General features: G+C 71.1%; 14 protein-coding genes. 3 read left to right on the top strand and 11 right to left on the bottom strand.

The window, feature by feature from the left end; all coding sequences use genetic code 11:
• Window positions 1-100: 100 nt before the first annotated feature.
• From G412_RS0118575 to G412_RS0118555, 5 genes are all read right to left on the bottom strand, one after another.
• Window positions 101-2,089, bottom strand: coding sequence for an N-acetylmuramoyl-L-alanine amidase (locus G412_RS0118575; RefSeq protein ID WP_078607127.1), 1,989 nt, complete (start codon window positions 2,087-2,089; stop codon window positions 101-103).
• Between the two features lie 210 nt (window positions 2,090-2,299).
• Window positions 2,300-2,572 carry a DUF1232 domain-containing protein gene (locus G412_RS0118570; RefSeq protein ID WP_028813380.1) on the bottom strand — a complete coding sequence of 91 codons (273 nt, stop codon included), beginning with the start codon at window positions 2,570-2,572 and terminating at the stop codon, window positions 2,300-2,302.
• A 61-nt stretch (window positions 2,573-2,633) separates the two neighbouring features.
• Entirely contained in the window at window positions 2,634-3,662 is a 1,029-nt protein-coding gene (locus G412_RS0118565; RefSeq protein WP_028813379.1) for a PHP domain-containing protein, read from the bottom strand.
• A 126-nt stretch (window positions 3,663-3,788) separates the two neighbouring features.
• Entirely contained in the window at window positions 3,789-4,802 is a 1,014-nt protein-coding gene (locus tag G412_RS0118560; RefSeq protein ID WP_028813378.1) for a glutathione S-transferase family protein, read from the bottom strand.
• A gap of 253 nt (window positions 4,803-5,055) precedes the next feature.
• Entirely contained in the window at window positions 5,056-6,207 is a 1,152-nt protein-coding gene (locus G412_RS0118555; protein ID WP_028813377.1) for an aminoglycoside phosphotransferase family protein, read from the bottom strand.
• Between the two features lie 238 nt (window positions 6,208-6,445).
• Here G412_RS0118555 and G412_RS0118550 point away from each other — a divergent pair, with 238 nt between their 5' ends.
• Complete coding sequence (locus G412_RS0118550; RefSeq protein ID WP_028813376.1) at window positions 6,446-7,933, top strand: DNA-binding protein NsdB; 1,488 nt, start codon at window positions 6,446-6,448, stop codon at window positions 7,931-7,933.
• A 75-nt stretch (window positions 7,934-8,008) separates the two neighbouring features.
• On the opposite strand, the gene G412_RS0118545 is transcribed toward G412_RS0118550, so the two are convergent.
• Window positions 8,009-9,430, bottom strand: coding sequence for a PP2C family protein-serine/threonine phosphatase (locus G412_RS0118545; RefSeq protein ID WP_028813375.1), 1,422 nt, complete (start codon window positions 9,428-9,430; stop codon window positions 8,009-8,011).
• A gap of 225 nt (window positions 9,431-9,655) precedes the next feature.
• On the opposite strand from G412_RS0118545, the gene G412_RS0118540 reads away from it, so the two are divergent.
• Window positions 9,656-10,153, top strand: coding sequence for a peptidylprolyl isomerase (locus G412_RS0118540; RefSeq protein WP_028813374.1), 498 nt, complete (start codon window positions 9,656-9,658; stop codon window positions 10,151-10,153).
• A gap of 148 nt (window positions 10,154-10,301) precedes the next feature.
• Complete coding sequence (locus G412_RS0118535; RefSeq protein ID WP_028813373.1) at window positions 10,302-10,502, top strand: hypothetical protein; 201 nt, start codon at window positions 10,302-10,304, stop codon at window positions 10,500-10,502.
• Between the two features lie 35 nt (window positions 10,503-10,537).
• Here G412_RS0118535 and G412_RS0118530 read toward each other — a convergent pair whose 3' ends face one another.
• The 5 genes from G412_RS0118530 to G412_RS0118510 form a co-directional block, all read right to left on the bottom strand.
• Window positions 10,538-11,629, bottom strand: coding sequence for a glutamate--cysteine ligase 2 (locus G412_RS0118530; RefSeq protein WP_028813372.1), 1,092 nt, complete (start codon window positions 11,627-11,629; stop codon window positions 10,538-10,540).
• Window positions 11,630-11,834: 205 nt separating this feature from the next.
• On the bottom strand, window positions 11,835-12,905 hold the full coding sequence (ku, locus tag G412_RS35130) for a non-homologous end joining protein Ku (RefSeq protein ID WP_037649226.1): 1,071 nt from the start codon (window positions 12,903-12,905) through the stop codon (window positions 11,835-11,837).
• 85 nt (window positions 12,906-12,990) lie between these two features.
• Window positions 12,991-14,007: an NAD(P)/FAD-dependent oxidoreductase gene (locus G412_RS0118520; protein ID WP_028813371.1), complete on the bottom strand. Its 1,017-nt coding sequence runs from the start codon at window positions 14,005-14,007 to the stop codon at window positions 12,991-12,993.
• Window positions 14,008-14,009: 2 nt separating this feature from the next.
• On the bottom strand, window positions 14,010-14,549 hold the full coding sequence (locus G412_RS0118515; protein ID WP_028813370.1) for an isoprenylcysteine carboxyl methyltransferase family protein: 540 nt from the start codon (window positions 14,547-14,549) through the stop codon (window positions 14,010-14,012).
• 12 nt (window positions 14,550-14,561) lie between these two features.
• Window positions 14,562-15,620, bottom strand: a complete 1,059-nt coding sequence (locus G412_RS0118510; protein ID WP_028813369.1) for a type III polyketide synthase — start codon at window positions 15,618-15,620, stop codon at window positions 14,562-14,564.
• Window positions 15,621-15,695: the final 75 nt, after the last annotated feature.

Raw genomic sequence — 15,695 nt, 5'->3', positions numbered from 1 at the left:
CCCGTCGCCCGTACGGCCCACGCCACACGCTGATCAGTCACACAAAAGGGCGCCATCGCCGGTCGTGGCCGATGGCGCCCCGTTTTCTCCCCCGTCCTTCCTACGAGGTGAGTACGCGCACGTCAGAGGCCTTCACATAGGCCACCCGGTGCCCGAACTGGATCTCGTAGTACGCCTCCTTGCCGCGGATCACCCGGTGTCCCGCGGTTTCGAACGTCGGCGCGAAGAAGTACTCGCCCGGTGTACGGTCACCCATCACATAGCGCTGGCCCGCGAGCAGCTTGTACGGCAGCGGCGAGAGAGCCTGCACCGGTACGGACGTCCCTGCGTACGCCGCCGCCTCCGGATACGCCCGCCCGTACACCGGCACGTCGGCGGCGCCGTCCCTCGGCGTCAGCAGCAGCCCCCGCGCGTTCACCGCGGTCGGCTGCGTGCGCGGATTGTGGAACCAGGCCTTCTGCCCGAGATACCAGATCGCGGTCCACTCGCCCCTGCGCTCGGCGACGGCGTACTGCTGCCCAGTCGAGGCGCGGGCGCCGGTGTCGTTGACGCCGGTCGTCGAGTCCTCGCCGCCGGGGCGCAGCCCGATGTCCTTCACCAGCGGAGCGTCGGCGTCCGGCCCGGTGTGCAGCCGGACCGCGCCCGAGCCGTGCGGGGCGCACGGCTGACCGGCCTTCACGCAGCCCGTGTAGAGCGGCTGGTGCCTGAGGTACTCGGGCCGGATCGTCACCACACCGCTGTCCGGACCGGCCGTCGGGGTGAAAGGCCGGCCGAGCAGCCTGAAGTAGTGCGCCCAGTCCCAGTACGGGCCCGGGTCGGTGTGCATGCCGCGGATGTTCGCGGTGACCGGGCCGGGGACGTTGTCGTGGCCCAGGATGTGCTGCCGGTCGAGCGGGATGCCGTACCGCTTCGCCAGGTACTTCACCAGCCGCGCCGACGTGCGGTACATCGCCTCGGTGTACCAGGCGTCCGGCGAGGTCAGGAAACCCTCGTGCTCCAGTCCCACGGACTTGGAGTTGATGTACCAGTTGCCCGCGTGCCAGGCCACGTCCTTGAGCGGTACGTGCTGCGCGATGTGCCCGTCCGACGAACGCAGCGAGTACTGCCAGGACACGTACTGTGGATTCTGGACCAGCTTCAGCGTCGTCTCCCAGGTGGCCTCGGTGTCGTGGACGACGATGTAGTCGATCCCCTGGCTCATGGGCCGGCCGCCCTTGTCGTGGTTGCCGTAGTCGCCGTCCCCGAACTCCTCGTACGGGGCGGGAATCCACTCGCACGCCACCGTCCTCGGACACTCGGCGAGCCCGGCACCGACGGTCCGCAGACCCAGGTCCGCGACCCGCGTCCGGTCGGGCACGAGCTCCGGGGCGCCGGGCAGCGAGACCTCCTGTCCGCTGTCGGTCGTTCGCCGCTCACCCGCCCGGATCACGTCGTACACGTCATTGGCGTACGTCGTCGCGGTCGCCGTGTCGTCGGCTCCGGAGAAGAGGGCGACCGCGCCGTACCAGTCGGCCGGGTCCGTGCTCAGCGGTCGTCCGAGCTGCTTCTGCGCGGCGGCCACGAGCGCCGCCCCGCCCCGGACGTTCGCCGAAGGGCTGTGCCGCAACTGCTCGTCCGGCAGCCCGGTGAGGGCGGCGGCCCGCTCCAGGGTCTTCAGCCGGGCGGGGAGTCCGGACGCCTTCGGCAGCTCGGCCTCACCACCGGTCCGCGCGGGCCGGGAGTCGTCGCCGCGCGGGTCTTCTCCGGAGTCCGAGTGGTGCGGCGCCTCTTCGAGGGCCGTCGCGGCGTCGGTGAGGTGCATCGGGCCGTAGCCGCCGGTCACGCTCGGCGCACCGCCGTGCGCGTCCCAGCGGGACTGCAGATACGACACACCGAGCAGCACACTCGGCGGCACCCGGTACTGCGCGGCGGCCGCCGCGAAATCGCGCTGCAACCCGCCGGAACCGGGCCGCGCGGACCGCTCGGCGGTGGCGGAAGGGCCGGCCGACAGCAGCGGCAGCACCAGCGCCGCCGACGCCACGAGACCTCCCGCCCGCCATACGCGTCTGCGCGCGCCGTTCGTGGACGGTGACGTGACGGATCCTCGCACTGCGGCCTCCAGAGACGGGCGGTACGCGAGCGAGTACAGGGCTACCGGGTCCCGGACGATCCGTCAATGAGGCACGCACCGCGCGGATTCAGCACGCCGGGGCGGGTGGGGCGAGTTTCGCGGCGGGTGGGGAACGGGCCTGCGGAGCGTCAGTGGTGTGAACCAATGACCGCGCCGGGCGAACAAAATCACCGTCAGGTCACATTGCCGTCAGGTCACATCGCGGTCCGTGCGCAGCGACTTCAGGGCCAGCACCAGCACGCCGATGTCGTCGAGGTATACCGGGTCCGGCACAAGATCCGTCGGCAGCACGAGGTAGGCGACAGCGGCCCAGAAGACCCACGGGCGCCCTTCCGGCAGTCCCGCCGCTCGCAGACCCCGGCGGGCGCGCACCAGCCGTATGAGAACGAACACCGCCACGGCCAGCGTCGCCACCACCAGGACGACGGCGCCGACGAGCAGCATCCATGTTTCGGTGCTCATGAGGCCTCCTGGTGGTTCGCGTTCACGCACTCTCTCCTCGTCTGCCCCAGCACGCGCCGGTTCAGGCACCGGACGGTGACTCGCCCGTACGGGCCCACGCCAGGAGGTCGTCCATGGCCCAGGTGTTCACGACACGTTCGGGCGGCACCCCGCACTCCTCGGCCCTCGCGCACCCGTAGATCTGCCAGTCGAGCTGACCGGGCGCGTGCGCGTCGGTGTCGACCGAGAACAGCACGCCCGCGTCAACGGCCCGGCGCAGCAGCCGCCGGGGCGGATCGAGACGCTCGGGCCGGCTGTTGATCTCCACGGCGGTGCCCGAGGCCGCGCAGGCGGCGAAGACCTCGTCGGCGTCGAACTGCGACTCGGGACGCCCGCGCCCGCTGAGCAGCCGGCCCGTGCAGTGCCCGAGGATGTCCGCGTGCGGATTGCTCACGGCGGCGACCATGCGGCGGGTCATCGCGGCGGCGTCCATGCGCAGCTTGGAGTGCACGGACACCACCACGATGTCGAGCTGGTCCAGCAGCTCGGGTTCCTGATCCAGCGAACCGTCGAGGAGGATGTCGCACTCGATGCCCGTGAGAAGGCGGAACGGGGCCCAGCGCTCGTTGAGTTCCGCCACCACATCGAGCTGCTCGCGCAGCCGTTCGGGGGACAGCCCGCCGGCGACGGTCAGGTGGGGGGAGTGGTCGGTGAGAACCGCCCACTCGTGGCCCAGGGCGGCCGCCGTACGCCCCATCTCCTCGATGGGGCTTCCGCCGTCCGACCAGTCCGAGTGCAGATGGCAGTCTCCGCGCAGCAGCGCACGCAGGTGCTCACCGCCTTCGGTCCGCGGCCCTGCGCTCTCCTCCTCCAGCCGCTTCAGATAGGCGGGCATCCCGCCCGCCAGCGCCTCGCGCACCACCTGCGCGGTCTTCGGCCCGACGCCCTTGAGCGTCTCCAGCGAGCCGGCGGCCGCGCGGCTCTCCGCCTCCCCCTCGGGGAGCGCGGCGACGGCGGCGGCGGCCGTGCGGAACGCGCGTACGCGATAGGTGGGGGCCTGGGCCCGTTCCAGCAGGAACGCGATCCGTTCCAGCGCCTCGACGGGATCCATCGGCACCTCTCGTACGCACCGGGTCAGCAGGGGCGTCCAGCTTCCCCCGGAGCCACCCTGGGCGCACGTCCAAGTACGGCAAGTGCGCTCTTTCCCCACCCCGCGCCAAAGCTCCGCGGGAATCGGTTACGGCCGGCCCGCCGCCGGGACCCGCTCGGCCGCCGGCACCGGTCCCGGCGGCGTACCGTCACCGAACGGACGCCCGCCCAGTTCCTCCCGGTGATGCGGGGTCAGCCACCCGGACAGATCCGGCCCCAGCGGCACGATCCCGGTCGGGTTGATGCCGGTGTGCACCTGGTAGTAATGGCGCTTGATGTGGTCGAAGTCGACGGTGTCCCCGAAACCGGGCGTCTGGTAAAGGTCCCGCGCGTACGCCCACAGCACAGGGTCCTCGGTCAGCTTCCACTGGTTGCACTTGAAATGTCCGTGGTAGACCGCGTCGAACCGCACGAGCGTCGTGAAGAGCCGGATGTCCGCCTCCGTGATGGTGTCCCCGACGAGATAACGGCGGTCCGCGAGCCGCTGCGACAGCAGGCCGAGCCGCCGGAACACGTCCCGGCAGGCGTCCTCGTACTCACGCTGGTCCGTCGCGAAGCCCGCCCGGTACACCCCGTTGTTGATGTCGCGGTAGACGCCTTCCATGACCTCGTCGATCTCCCCGCGCAGCGGCTTCGGGTAGAGATCGGGCGCACCCGGCCGGTGCAACGCCGTCCACTCGGTGGCGAAGTCCAGCGTGATCCGCTGGTAGTCGTTGGTGACCAGTTTGCCGCTCGGTACGTCCACGAGCGCCGGGACACTCACCCCTCCGGGGTAGCCCTTCTCCCGCGCGTCGTAGGCCTCGCCGAGGTAGCGGATGCCCAGTACGGGGTCGCGGCCCCCGGCATCGAGGGTGAACCGCCAGCTCCGGTCGTCCTGGACCGGATCCGCGACGGCGAGGGAAACGGCGTCCTCCAGGCCGAGCAGCCGCCGCGAGACCACCGCCCGGCTCGCCCAGGGGCAGGCGCGGCTCACCACGAGTCGGTAGCGGCCCGCCTCGACGGGCCAGCCGTCCCTGCCGTTGGCCGTGACGCGGTCCGCGAAGTGGCTCTTCGACCGCTTGAAGGTCTTCTTCCCGTACGCGGTGTTGCCGTCCGTGCTCATCGTGCTTCCTTCCGGCCGGGTACTGCGAGCCTCCGTCGCCGGCGCCCGGTGCCGCGGCTTCGGCACGCGGGCGGGTGACACCGCCCATTGTGCCGAAGCCCACCCGCCACCGGCCTCAGGACATCACCCTCATGCGCTCCGACTTCAGCCGTACGCTCATGGCCACCGGCCACAGCGCTGGCCCATGCCACTGGCCCACCCGGTTGACGATCACCGGGTGGGCCAGTGCGTTCCCCCTCTTTTGTCCAATTCGTCAGCGGGTGCCGACAGCCGCGCGAACCGCCCGCCGGGCCATCGCGCAGTCGTCGTGCAGCCGCCGCAGCAGCAGCCGCTGCTCCTCACCGGTCGACACGCCACCCGCCGGCACCTGCCCCGTCGCCCCGCCCACGGGTGGGGCCTCGCGCATGGTGCGCTGGACAGCGGTCTCGTACGTACGGATCTCCCGCGTCAGTACGAGCATCAGGTTCACCAGGAACGCGTCCCGCGAGGCCGTGCCCGGCGCCTGCGCCAGCTGACTGATCTGCCGCCGCGCAGCCGGAGCGTCACCCAGCACCGCCCACAGTGTCGCCAGGTCGTACCCCGGCAAGTACCAGCCGGCGTGCTCCCAGTCGACCAGTACGGGACCGGCCGGCGACATGAGGATGTTGGAGAGCAGCGCGTCGCCGTGACAGAACTGGCCCATGCTCTGGCGGCCGCCGGCCGCGTGCGCGACCCCGTGGAGGAGCTTCTGCAGATCCCCCAGATCCCGGTCGGTGAGCAGGCCCAGCGCGTGGTACCGGGAGATCCGTGAGGCGTAGTCGAGCGGCGCCTCGAAGATGCCGGGCGGCGGCCGCCACGCGTTGACCCGCGTGACCGCGCCGAGCACGGCCCGCAGATCGGCGCGCGGCGGAGCCTCCGCCGGATGCCGGGTGAGAGCCGCGGCCCGGCCGGGCATCCGCTCGATGACCAGGGTGCAGTGGTCGGGGTCCGCGGCAATCAGCCGTGGCACGCGCACGGGTGGGCGGTGCCGGACGAAGGCGCGGTAGGCAGCTATTTCGTGCTGGAACCTCTCCGCCCACGCGGGCGAGTGATCCAGTAAGCACTTCGCGACCGCGGTCGCGCGGCCTGTGGTGCCGACGAGCAGTACGGAACGTCCACTGCGGCGCAGCACCTGTACCGGATTGAACTCCGGGCAGATCCGGTGCACCGAGGCAATGGCCTTCCTCAGCTGCGCGCCCTGGGGGCCGGACAAGTCGAGTCTCCCGCTGAGCGGTTGGGAACCCGGCCCTGCCGCCGCGCGCCGGGCCCGGCCCGTGCCGAGTGACGCTCCGCCGGCGTGGTTGGGGTCGAGGTACGGTCCGCTGCCCGTCGCCACTGGACGGTACGGCCGAGGCGGGGCGGACACGGAGGACGATGCTGTGTACATGGGGACAGATCCCTTCGCGCGCCGACGAGTTACGTGTCACGTGCGCCACCCGCCCCGGCAACCGGTCAACACCCTGGGGAATGCCGGCCGGTCGCCGGAACGGGGTGGCGCTTTCTTACCTGACACCCGTCTGCGGGTGGCACACCATGTGGCGGACCCTGGCGAACCCTGGCGAATATCCCCGGCGCATCTGACACGGGGCTACTGTCGAAATCAGCCGAGAACCTGGGGGCTTGAAGTGACCGGAGAACCCAACACCCGCCTGGCAGACCTTTTCGGCCTCGCCGGCTGGTCCAAGGGCGAACTCGCGAGACTGGTGAACCGGCAGGCGGCGGCCATGGGCCACCCGCAGCTGGCCACCGACACCTCGCGCGTACGACGCTGGATCGACATGGGGGAAGCCCCACGCGATCCCGTGCCCAAAGTGCTGGCAGCTCTGTTCACCGAGCGACTCGGCCGTGTCGTGACCATCGAGGACCTCGGGTTCGACCGGCACGGGCGCACGGGGAAACGGCGAGACGTCAGGAACGTGAAGAATCCCGACGGTCTTCCGTGGGCGCCCGAACGGACGGCAGCGGTCCTCACCGAATTCACGGGAATGGACCTCATGCTCAACCGCCGCGGCTTGGTGGGCGCGGGCGCCGCGCTCGCCGCAGGCTCCGCACTCAGCAGCGCCATGCACGACTGGCTGCACACCGACCCCGCTCTGACGGCCGACGCTCCACGCACCGACGATCCCCTGCACGCCGACCCCGCTGGGTACGACCGCTACGAGGCCGCCCCCATCGGGTCGCAGGAGATCGAAGAGCTCGAGCGATCCGTCGAAGTGTTCCGCGCCTGGGACGCCGCCCGTGGTGGCGGCCTCCAGCGCAAGGCCGTAGTGGGCCAGCTCAACGAGGTGGGCGGCATGCTCGCCTACCACCACCCCGACCACCTCCAGCGCCGGCTGTGGGGCGTAGCCGCCAACCTGGCGGTTCTCGCAGGCTGGATGTCGCACGACGTCGGCCTCGAACCCACCGCCCAGAAGTACTTCGTCATCGCCGCCCACGCGGCCCGCGAAGGCGGCGACCGCCCCCGCGCGGGTGAGGCCCTCTCGCGGGCGGCCCGCCAGATGGTGCACCTCGGAAAGCCCGACGACGCCCTCGACCTGATGAAGCTCGCCAAGTCCGGATCCGGCGACGAGATGCTCCCCCGCACCCGCGCCATGCTGCACACCATCGAGGCCTGGGCGCAGGCCGCCATGGGCCGCGGCCAGGCGATGCGGCGCACACTGGGGGAGGCGGAGGAACTGTTCGTATCGGACAAGGGCGATGTCCCGCCGCCGAGTTGGATGCAGATGTTCGACGAGGCGGACATGCACGGTATGCAGGCCCTCGCCTTCCGGACGCTCGCGGAGCACGACCCCTCGGCGGCGATCACCGCACAGCGGCACGCCAAGCAGGCGCTCGACCTCCGGGCGGGCGGCAGGCAGCGGTCAAAGATCTTCGACTACCTCTCGCTGGCCTCCGCGTGCTTCATCGCGGACGACCCGGAACAGGCCGACCGGTACGCACGCCTTGCACTGGTGTCGATGGGGGAGACGTCGTCGCACCGCACGTGGGACCGGCTGCGCCAGATGTACCGGCTCACCGGTGAGTACGCCGGCTACCCGAAGATCGAGGACCTGCGCGAGGAGATCAAGCGCGCGCTGCCCGTCAAGAAGACGAACAGGAGCGCCGGCATCTAGACCAGCTGCCCCACAACCACAACCACGACTACAAGACCACCACTACGGGCGCCTACCGCTTACGCGCCTGTGCGCCTACGCGGCGACCCGGGCGATCAGCACGCACGCGTCGTTCTCACGCTCCGCCTCGCCGAACTCTTCCACGGTCAGCCGCACGCACTCCTGCGCGCTGCGTGCCCCGGCGAAACGCGGCGCGAGATCCAGCAGCCTGGAAGGACCGGCACCGTCGGTGGGACTGCGGCGCGAGAGCCCGTCGGTGTGCAGGACCAGCAGGTCGCCGGGGCGCAGCCGCGCTTCGGCCTGCTCGTACGAGGCACCGGATGTCGCCCCGAGCAGTACGCCCTCGGGCGGCGTCAGCGGGCGCCCCGTCCCGTCGCGGAACAGCAGCGGGGCGGGGTGCCCCGCGTGCGCCCAGGTGAGGAGCCGGGTGGCCGGGTCGTAGCGGCAGCACATCGCGCTGCCGAGCGCCGGCTGGGTCGACGCTTCCAGGAGCTGGTTGAGATGCCCCATCAGAGCTCCGGGCGCGATGCCGGCCACGGCCATCCCGCGCAGCGCACCGAGCAGCATGGCCATCTGGGAGGTGGCGGTGACCCCGTGGCCGGTCAGGCCGCCGACGGTCAGCAGGGTCTGCCCGTCGGGCAGCTCCAGCGCGTCGTACCAGTCGCCGCCGATCATCGCGCTCGACGTGGACGGCAGATAGTGGGCGGCGAGGTCGAGTGCGGCGGGGCCGCCGTGCGGGAGCCGCAGGGAACCGCGCCAGGGCGGCAGTACGGATTCCTGCAGCTCGACCGCGATCCGGTGCTCGGTCCGCGCGATGTGCTGCTGGTGCTGGAGCGAGTCACGGGTCTCGTGCACCGCCCGCTGGCTGCGGCGCAGCTCGCTGACGTCCCGCAGCACCGCCCACATGGAGGCGGTGCAGCCGTCCGAGTCGAGTACCGGCTCGCCCATCATGTGAAGGGTCCGTACGACGCCGTCGGCGCGCACGATGCGGAACTCGCCGTCGATCGGCTTCCCGTCGACCAGGCAGTCGGTGACCATCGCGGCGAGGAAGCCCTGGTCCTCGGCGAACAGCATGGACGGCAGCTCGTCGAGGGTCAGTGGCCCGCTCTCGGGCGTACGGCCGAAGATCTCGTACAGCTCGTCGGACCAGCTCGCCTCGTCGGTCAGGAGGTTCCACTCGGCGCTGCCGACCCGGCTGAGTAACGACGTGCCCATGGCGGCCGGGGGCCGGCCGGCCGGTGCTTCCCCGGCCCGGGCGGGCAGCCCGGCCTTGAGCTGTCCCAAGTGGGCGCCCAGATCGTCGAGTTGATGAACCGCCAGGTCGCACAGTGCCCGCTGCCAGCGCCCCTGCGGGTCTTCGTCGTCCACCGCGACCGCGTCCCGGCGCACCGCGTCCACGTCGACACGCAGCCGACGGGTCTGCGAGATCAGTGCGTCGACGGAGCCCCGCTCAGGTGGCTGGGACGCCGGACGGTCCGCGAACAGATGGGACGGCATGTCGTACTCCGATACACGCGCGGCCGGGCCAGGTCTGGATGGATGGGCCAGTATGGATGGACCAGTTACGACTGTGGCACAGCGGGGAACGGCCCGTAAGGCATTTGGCAACACTCGATACGGTGGTGCTTGTGGCATATGCCATCGGCCTCGCCGGCGGACTCCCGAAACGCCTCCACGGGTGCCGGATGCACGGGATGCCGTCCGGGATGTCAGGATAGAACCATGACGATCAAGGCTTACTTCGACATCACCATCAACGACGAGCCCGCCGGGCGGATCACCTTCAACCTGTTCGACGACGTGGTCCCCCAGACGGTGGAGAACTTCCGCGCGCTGGCCACCGGCGAGAAGGGCTTCGGCTACGCCGGTTCCTCCTTCCACCGGATCATCCCCGCGTTCATGCTGCAGGGCGGCGACTTCACGCGGGGCGACGGCACCGGCGGCAAGAGCATCTACGGCGAGAAGTTCGCCGACGAGAACTTCAAGCTCACGCACAACAAGCCGGGCCTGCTGTCGATGGCCAACGCCGGCCGGAACACCAACGGCTCGCAGTTCTTCATCACCACCGTGGTCACGCCGTGGCTGGACGGCAAGCACGTCGTGTTCGGCGAGGTGGCCGACGAGGCGAGCATGGAGCTCGTGAAGAAGATCGAGAGCTACGGCACGTCCAGCGGCAAGCCGAAGGCCAAGGTCACCATCGCCGAGTCCGGCGTCGTCTGATCCTTCTCCCCCCCCCGTGAGCGCGCCGGCCGACGTCACTCGTCGGCCGGCGCACCCACATTTGCCCCTGTTCGGATGTGTTGCCTCCATTGTGCGTGGGAACGCGCAGGGCGTAGGTACGTCTCGATCAGAGAGAGCAGGGATCGGAATGCCGAATCCACAGCAGCCCGAACAGCGGCGCAGCGACAAGGGAGGCGCCACCCCGCAGGACAGCGCCGAACTCAAGGCCTCCCAGTCCGGTCAGTCCGGTACGCGCGGCAGCAAGCAGGCCCACGGGACCGACAAGGGGAACAAGGGCGGGGGAGAAGGCGGCGGGACGCCGCCCGACCAGCAGCCCGACCACCCGTGACTCGCCTTGACCCGTGACTCGCCCGGACCCGTGGCCTACCCACGGGTCCTGCTCACGCACTCGGTGACGACACCTCGCAGACCACCGCTCCGGCTCAGCAGATCACGCTGGACGCGCGCCCCGTTTCCCCCCTTGAGCAGCGCGGCGAGACCCTCCTGGGCGGGAAGCACGTCACCGCTGTCCTCCAGAGCGTCCCGGACATGATCGAACAGTGCCCGCACCACCACTTCGGCCGGCGCGGGACGCATCGTGACCGGATGGATCAGCTCCCCCTCCAGCCCTGACCGTCCGGCTCGCCAGGCGGCCAGTCGCAGCAACCCGACGCCGTGCCGTGCGGGCGGCTCCCCGGCCCGCCACTGGCGGGCCGCCGTCTCCACCAGACCCCGGACCAGCGTGGCCACGAGCACCGTGGTCGAGGGATCCAGACACACGTCGGCGACCCGTACCTCCACGGTGGGGTAGTGGTGTGACAGCCGGGCGTCGAAATAGATCATCCCCTTGTCCCGCAGCGCCCCCGTGCCCAGCATGTCGTCCACCTGCTCGTGGTAGCGGTCGGCGCTGCCGAAGATCTCCACCGGCCCGGACGACGGCCACCGGCCCCACACCCGGCTGCGATAGCTGCTGTACCGGCTGTCCTTGCCCTGCCAGAACGGGGAGTTCGCGCTCATCGCCAGCAACACGGACAGCCACGGCCGGATCCGGTCCAGGACGGCGACGCCCTCCTCGTCGGAGTCCACCGACACATGGACATGGCAGCCGCACGTGAGCTGCTCCTGTGTGGTGAGTCCGAACTGCTCCTCCAGCCACTGGTAGCGCTCGCCGCTTCCGATGGACGGGCTGACGGGGAGCGGAGACGTGGCCAGGGCGACCACCGCCGCGCCGATGTCTTCCGCATGACGCGCGGCCTCCGCCCGCCAGCGGACGATCTCCTCCGCGAGGTCGCCCATCCCGGTCTGCGGCCGGGTACCGAACTCCAGCATCTGCCGGTGCAGCTCGGCCTCGAAGACCTCCGGCTCACCGCTGCTCTCCCTGGACACGGCGGCCAGAACCGCCGTGGACAGCGCCTGCGGCTCACCGGTCCGCGCATCCACCAGGAGGAGCTCCTCCTCCACTCCGACACTACGCACGACGACTGCCTCTCCGCGGCGCGGCCGGGGCCGGACGGGCCCGGGCGCATGCTCTAGATCCTTCGTGGACCGCACCACGTCCTGCACACGGCTCACGGGAGCGGATCAGGCGGGCCGCGATGCGGTTTTCTTCCCTCTGCCCTGCGCCGCGGTCTTAATGCCCGCGATCTCACGGGCGCGCCGTGATCCACGGCCGGAAGGACCTCTAGGAGGCCTCGGCCTTGCGCCGTCCTCGCTTGCCGCTGAGCGCCTTGATGAGCTCTTCGCGCGTCATGGAGGAACGGCCGGGAATTCCGGCGTCCGTGGCGCGCTGGTAGAGCTCTGCCTTGGTCAGGGAATCGAACGACGACGCCTTGGCCCGCTTCGTCTGCTTGGGCTTTGGCTTCGTCTCCTGCTCCGGCTTCGCCGCGCGGCCGGTCCGGCGCTTGTCGGCGGCGTCCCTGATCTGCGCGACGGGGGCGTCGGCGGCGGCTGTCTTCCCCTTGCCGCGGCTCTTGGGGCTCTTGGCGCGGTCGACGCTGGCCCGCAGCGCCTCCATCAGGTCGACGACGTTCGTGGCCTCCGCCGGGGGCTCCGCCTTCTCGACCGACTCACCGGTGCGCTTGGCCTCGATGAGCTTCGTCACCTGCTCCTGGAAGGTGTCGTGGAACTCCTCGGGCTTCCACTCCATGCCGAGCGTCTCGATGAGCTGCTCGGCCATCTTCAGCTCGCGGTCGGTGACATCGGTGCTGTCGGGCAGCGTGCCGATCTCCTGGCGCGGATCGCGGATCTCGTCGGCCCAGTGCAAGGTGTGGAGCGTCAGCAGCCCGCCCTCGGCCTTCACGGCGACCAGGTACTGACGGTTGCGCATGACAAACGTGGCGATCCCCGCCTTGCCCGCTTCCGCCAGTGCCTTCTCCAGCAGCGCGTAGATCTTGGCGTACTCCTTGCCTTTGGGACCCAGGTAGTACGTCTTGTCGAAGAAGATGGGCTCGACCTGCTCATGGTCCACGAACCCGGTGATCTCCACTGCCTGGGAGCGGCCCGGAGCGATGTCCTCCAGCTCGCCGGGCTCGATGAGTACGTACTCGTCCCCCGCGTCGTAGCCCTTGACGATCTCGTCGAGCGGGACCTCTTCGCCCGTGCGCTCGTTCACCCGCTTGTTGCGGACCCGGTCCGAGGTGCCGCGCTGCAACTGGTGGAAGTGGACGGTGTGGCTGTCCGTCGCGGTGAACATCTGGACGGGCAGCGACACCAGGCCGAAGGTCAGAGCCCCACTCCACACCGGACGCGCCATGGCCACCGCCACCTCCTCGCGGTCCCAGGCTAGAGCGGCGGAACGGCCCCTGCGAGTCGGGATGCGACGGTGAGCGAACAGGGCGTCACTGGAGCGCGCGGACGGCCGCCGTGAAGACCGACGGCATCCTGGCCGCCGCCGGTACGATCAGCCGGGCCACCGCCGCGTGGCCGCTCATCCGTACGAGACCTTCCGTCAGCAGGTGGTGGCGCAGGGACAGCCGCCGCCAGCACCGCTCGTACTCCTGCGGTCGTCCGGCCTTCAGGCACCGCACGGCCGCCTCGGCCGACGCCATCGCGAGCGCCACGCCCTCGCCGGTGAGCGCGTCGGTGTAGCCTGCCGCGTCGCCCACCAGCACCACCCGGCCGACCGTACGACGGCGGGCCCGCTGGCGCAGCGGGCCCGCGCCCCGCACGGGGCCGGCGTGGGACCGCCCGTCCAGGAGCCGCAGCAGGTGCGGGAAGTGGGCCAGGTGCGCGTCGAAACCGCGCCGCCCCGTACTCAGCACGGCCACGGCGACCAGGCCGTCACCGACCGGCGTCACATACGCCTCGCCGAACACGGACCAGTGCACCTCGACGAAATCGGTCCACGGCTCCAGCCGGTAGTGCCGCCGCAGGCCGAAGCGCCGTGGCCGGCGGCTCGGCACGTCCAGGCCGAGAGCGTGGCGCAGCGGCGAGTGCAGGCCGTCCGCGGCCGCCAGCCAGCGAGCCCGCAGCCCCCCTGCCGCCACCGCGTCCGCACTCTGCCGCACCTCCCCGACTTTGCCGGTGACGACCGCGACCCCCACTTCGGCAGCCCGCCGGGCCAGCGCCGCGTGCAGTTCCGTACGCCGCACCCCGAGGCCCGGACCGTCGGCGAAGGAGGCCTGCGCGCGGTGGCGTCCGTCGACGTAACGGATACCGCGCAGTGCGCGGCCGCCGACCCGTACGCCCAGTGCTTCCAGAGCCAGCACGCCGCCGGGCATGATGCCCTCGCCGCACGCCTTGTCCACGGGTGCGGCGCGCGGTTCGATCACGACCGCTTCCATACCGGCCGACGCCGCGTGGATGGCGGTGGCAAGACCGGCCGGTCCGCCGCCCGCCACGAGCAGGTCGATCACGGTCAGGCACCCGCCCCGCTCCCGGCGGCACGCTCCGGAGCGAGCCCGAGCGCTTCGTTCTCGCAGCGGATCCGTACGGTGAGCAGCGCCGCGTTGAGGCCGGTGAAGAGCGCGGCGGTCAGCCAGGCGCCGTGCACGAGGGGCAGGGCCAGCCCTTCCACCACCACCGCCACGTAGTTGGGGTGGCTCAGCCACCGGTACGGTCCGCCCGCCACCAGGGGCAGGCCCGGCACGACCAGCACACGGGTGTTCCACCGCGGCCCCAGCGTCCGGACGCACCACCAGCGCAGAGCCTGCGCGGCCACCACGACGGCGGCCATGAACCAGCCCACCACCGGGTCGAACGGCCGCCCGCCCCACCGGACTTCGGCCAGGCAGCCGACGAGCAGCCCGGTGTGCAGGACCACCATCGCCGGGTAGTGCCGGCGTCCGGCCTCGACGGCGCCGCGCGCCAGGCTCCAGCGGGCGTTGCGGCGGGCCACGACGAGTTCGGCGACGCGTTCCAGACCGACCGCCAGGACGAGCACGGTGTACCAGAGCATGTGTTCCTCTCCCTACCAGCGAAGCAGGACGAGTTCGGAGCAGAAACCCGGCCCCATGGCGAGCATCAGCCCGGCGGTGCCGGCGGGTGGACGGCGTTCGGCCAGGGTGTCGCGCAGGACGTGGAGCACCGACGCGGAGGACAGATTGCCCACGGCCGCCAGCGACCTCCACGTGACGTCGAGTGCGTCCGCGGGCAGTTCGAGCGTTTCCTCAACCGCTTCGAGCACCTTCGGTCCGCCGGGGTGACACACCCAGGCGGTGATGTCCTGGCGGCGCAGCCCGTGGTCCGCGAGGAACGCGTCGACGTCCGCGGCGAGGTTCTTGCGTACGACGTCCGGGACACTGGCGTCGAGTACGACGCGGAATCCGGAGCCGGTGATGTCCCACCCCATCACGTGCTCGCTGTCCGGGTAGAGATGGCTGCGCGTGTCGACCACGGCCGGCCGGGCGGCGGCCGCCGGCCTGCGCGCACCGCACGCGACCACGGCCGCGGCGCCGTCCCCGAAGAGGGCGCTGGCGACGAGATTGGCCGGTGAGGCGTCGCCGCGCTGGAGGGTGAGAGAGCACAGCTCCACCGACAGGAGTACCGCCACGTCGTCGGGACGCCCCAGCAGGTAGTCGTGCAGGCGCGCGATGCCGGCCGCCCCCGCGACACAGCCGAGGCCGAAGACGGGCACGCGCTTGACGTCAGGACGCAGCCCGAGTGGCCCCACGAGACGCGCGTCGACCGAGGGCGTGGCGATGCCGGTCACCGAGGTGAACATCAGGAGGTCGACGTCGCGCGGGGAGAGGCCCGCCGCGTCGAGCGCCGCCCCGACGGCCTCCGCGCCGAGGCTCACCGCCCCCGCGATGAAAGCGTCGTTGACGGCGCCGAAGCCGTCCAGTCCCGCGTAAGCGTCGAGCGGCAGCGCCGTATGGCGGGTGTTCACCTTCGCACTGTCGTGGAGCCGGTCCAGCACCCGCCGGTCGGTCCCCTCGGTGAGACACATCCGGGCCACCATGTCCGTGATCTCTCGTTGGGTGTGCCGGTGCGGAGCGAGAGCTCCGTGGACAGCTGCGATCCGGGTCATCTGGGATCCGAGGCCGGGGACGGGGGACCTTGCAATGAGTGCCCCCCTTCACGATCGCCACACGTGGTGTCGCTC

Origin of the sequence: Streptomyces flavidovirens DSM 40150 (assembly GCF_000429085.1) — a bacterium.
Classification (GTDB): domain Bacteria; phylum Actinomycetota; class Actinomycetes; order Streptomycetales; family Streptomycetaceae; genus Streptomyces; species Streptomyces flavidovirens.
The sequence above is the reverse complement of the archived record's forward strand: the minus strand, read 5'-3'. Positions and strand labels throughout refer to the sequence as shown.

Coding starts and splice junctions, on each gene's coding strand:
- G412_RS0118555 (WP_028813377.1), bottom strand. CDS start 6,207: ATGTACACAGCATCGTCCTCCGTGTCCGCCCCGCCTCGGCCGTACCGT.
- G412_RS0118535 (WP_028813373.1), top strand. CDS start 10,302: ATGCCGAATCCACAGCAGCCCGAACAGCGGCGCAGCGACAAGGGAGGC.
- ku (WP_037649226.1), bottom strand. CDS start 12,905: ATGGCGCGTCCGGTGTGGAGTGGGGCTCTGACCTTCGGCCTGGTGTCG.
- G412_RS0118540 (WP_028813374.1), top strand. CDS start 9,656: ATGACGATCAAGGCTTACTTCGACATCACCATCAACGACGAGCCCGCC.
- G412_RS0118565 (WP_028813379.1), bottom strand. CDS start 3,662: ATGGATCCCGTCGAGGCGCTGGAACGGATCGCGTTCCTGCTGGAACGG.
- G412_RS0118545 (WP_028813375.1), bottom strand. CDS start 9,430: ATGCCGTCCCATCTGTTCGCGGACCGTCCGGCGTCCCAGCCACCTGAG.
- G412_RS0118570 (WP_028813380.1), bottom strand. CDS start 2,572: ATGAGCACCGAAACATGGATGCTGCTCGTCGGCGCCGTCGTCCTGGTG.
- G412_RS0118515 (WP_028813370.1), bottom strand. CDS start 14,549: ATGCTCTGGTACACCGTGCTCGTCCTGGCGGTCGGTCTGGAACGCGTC.
- G412_RS0118560 (WP_028813378.1), bottom strand. CDS start 4,802: ATGAGCACGGACGGCAACACCGCGTACGGGAAGAAGACCTTCAAGCGG.
- G412_RS0118510 (WP_028813369.1), bottom strand. CDS start 15,620: ATGACCCGGATCGCAGCTGTCCACGGAGCTCTCGCTCCGCACCGGCAC.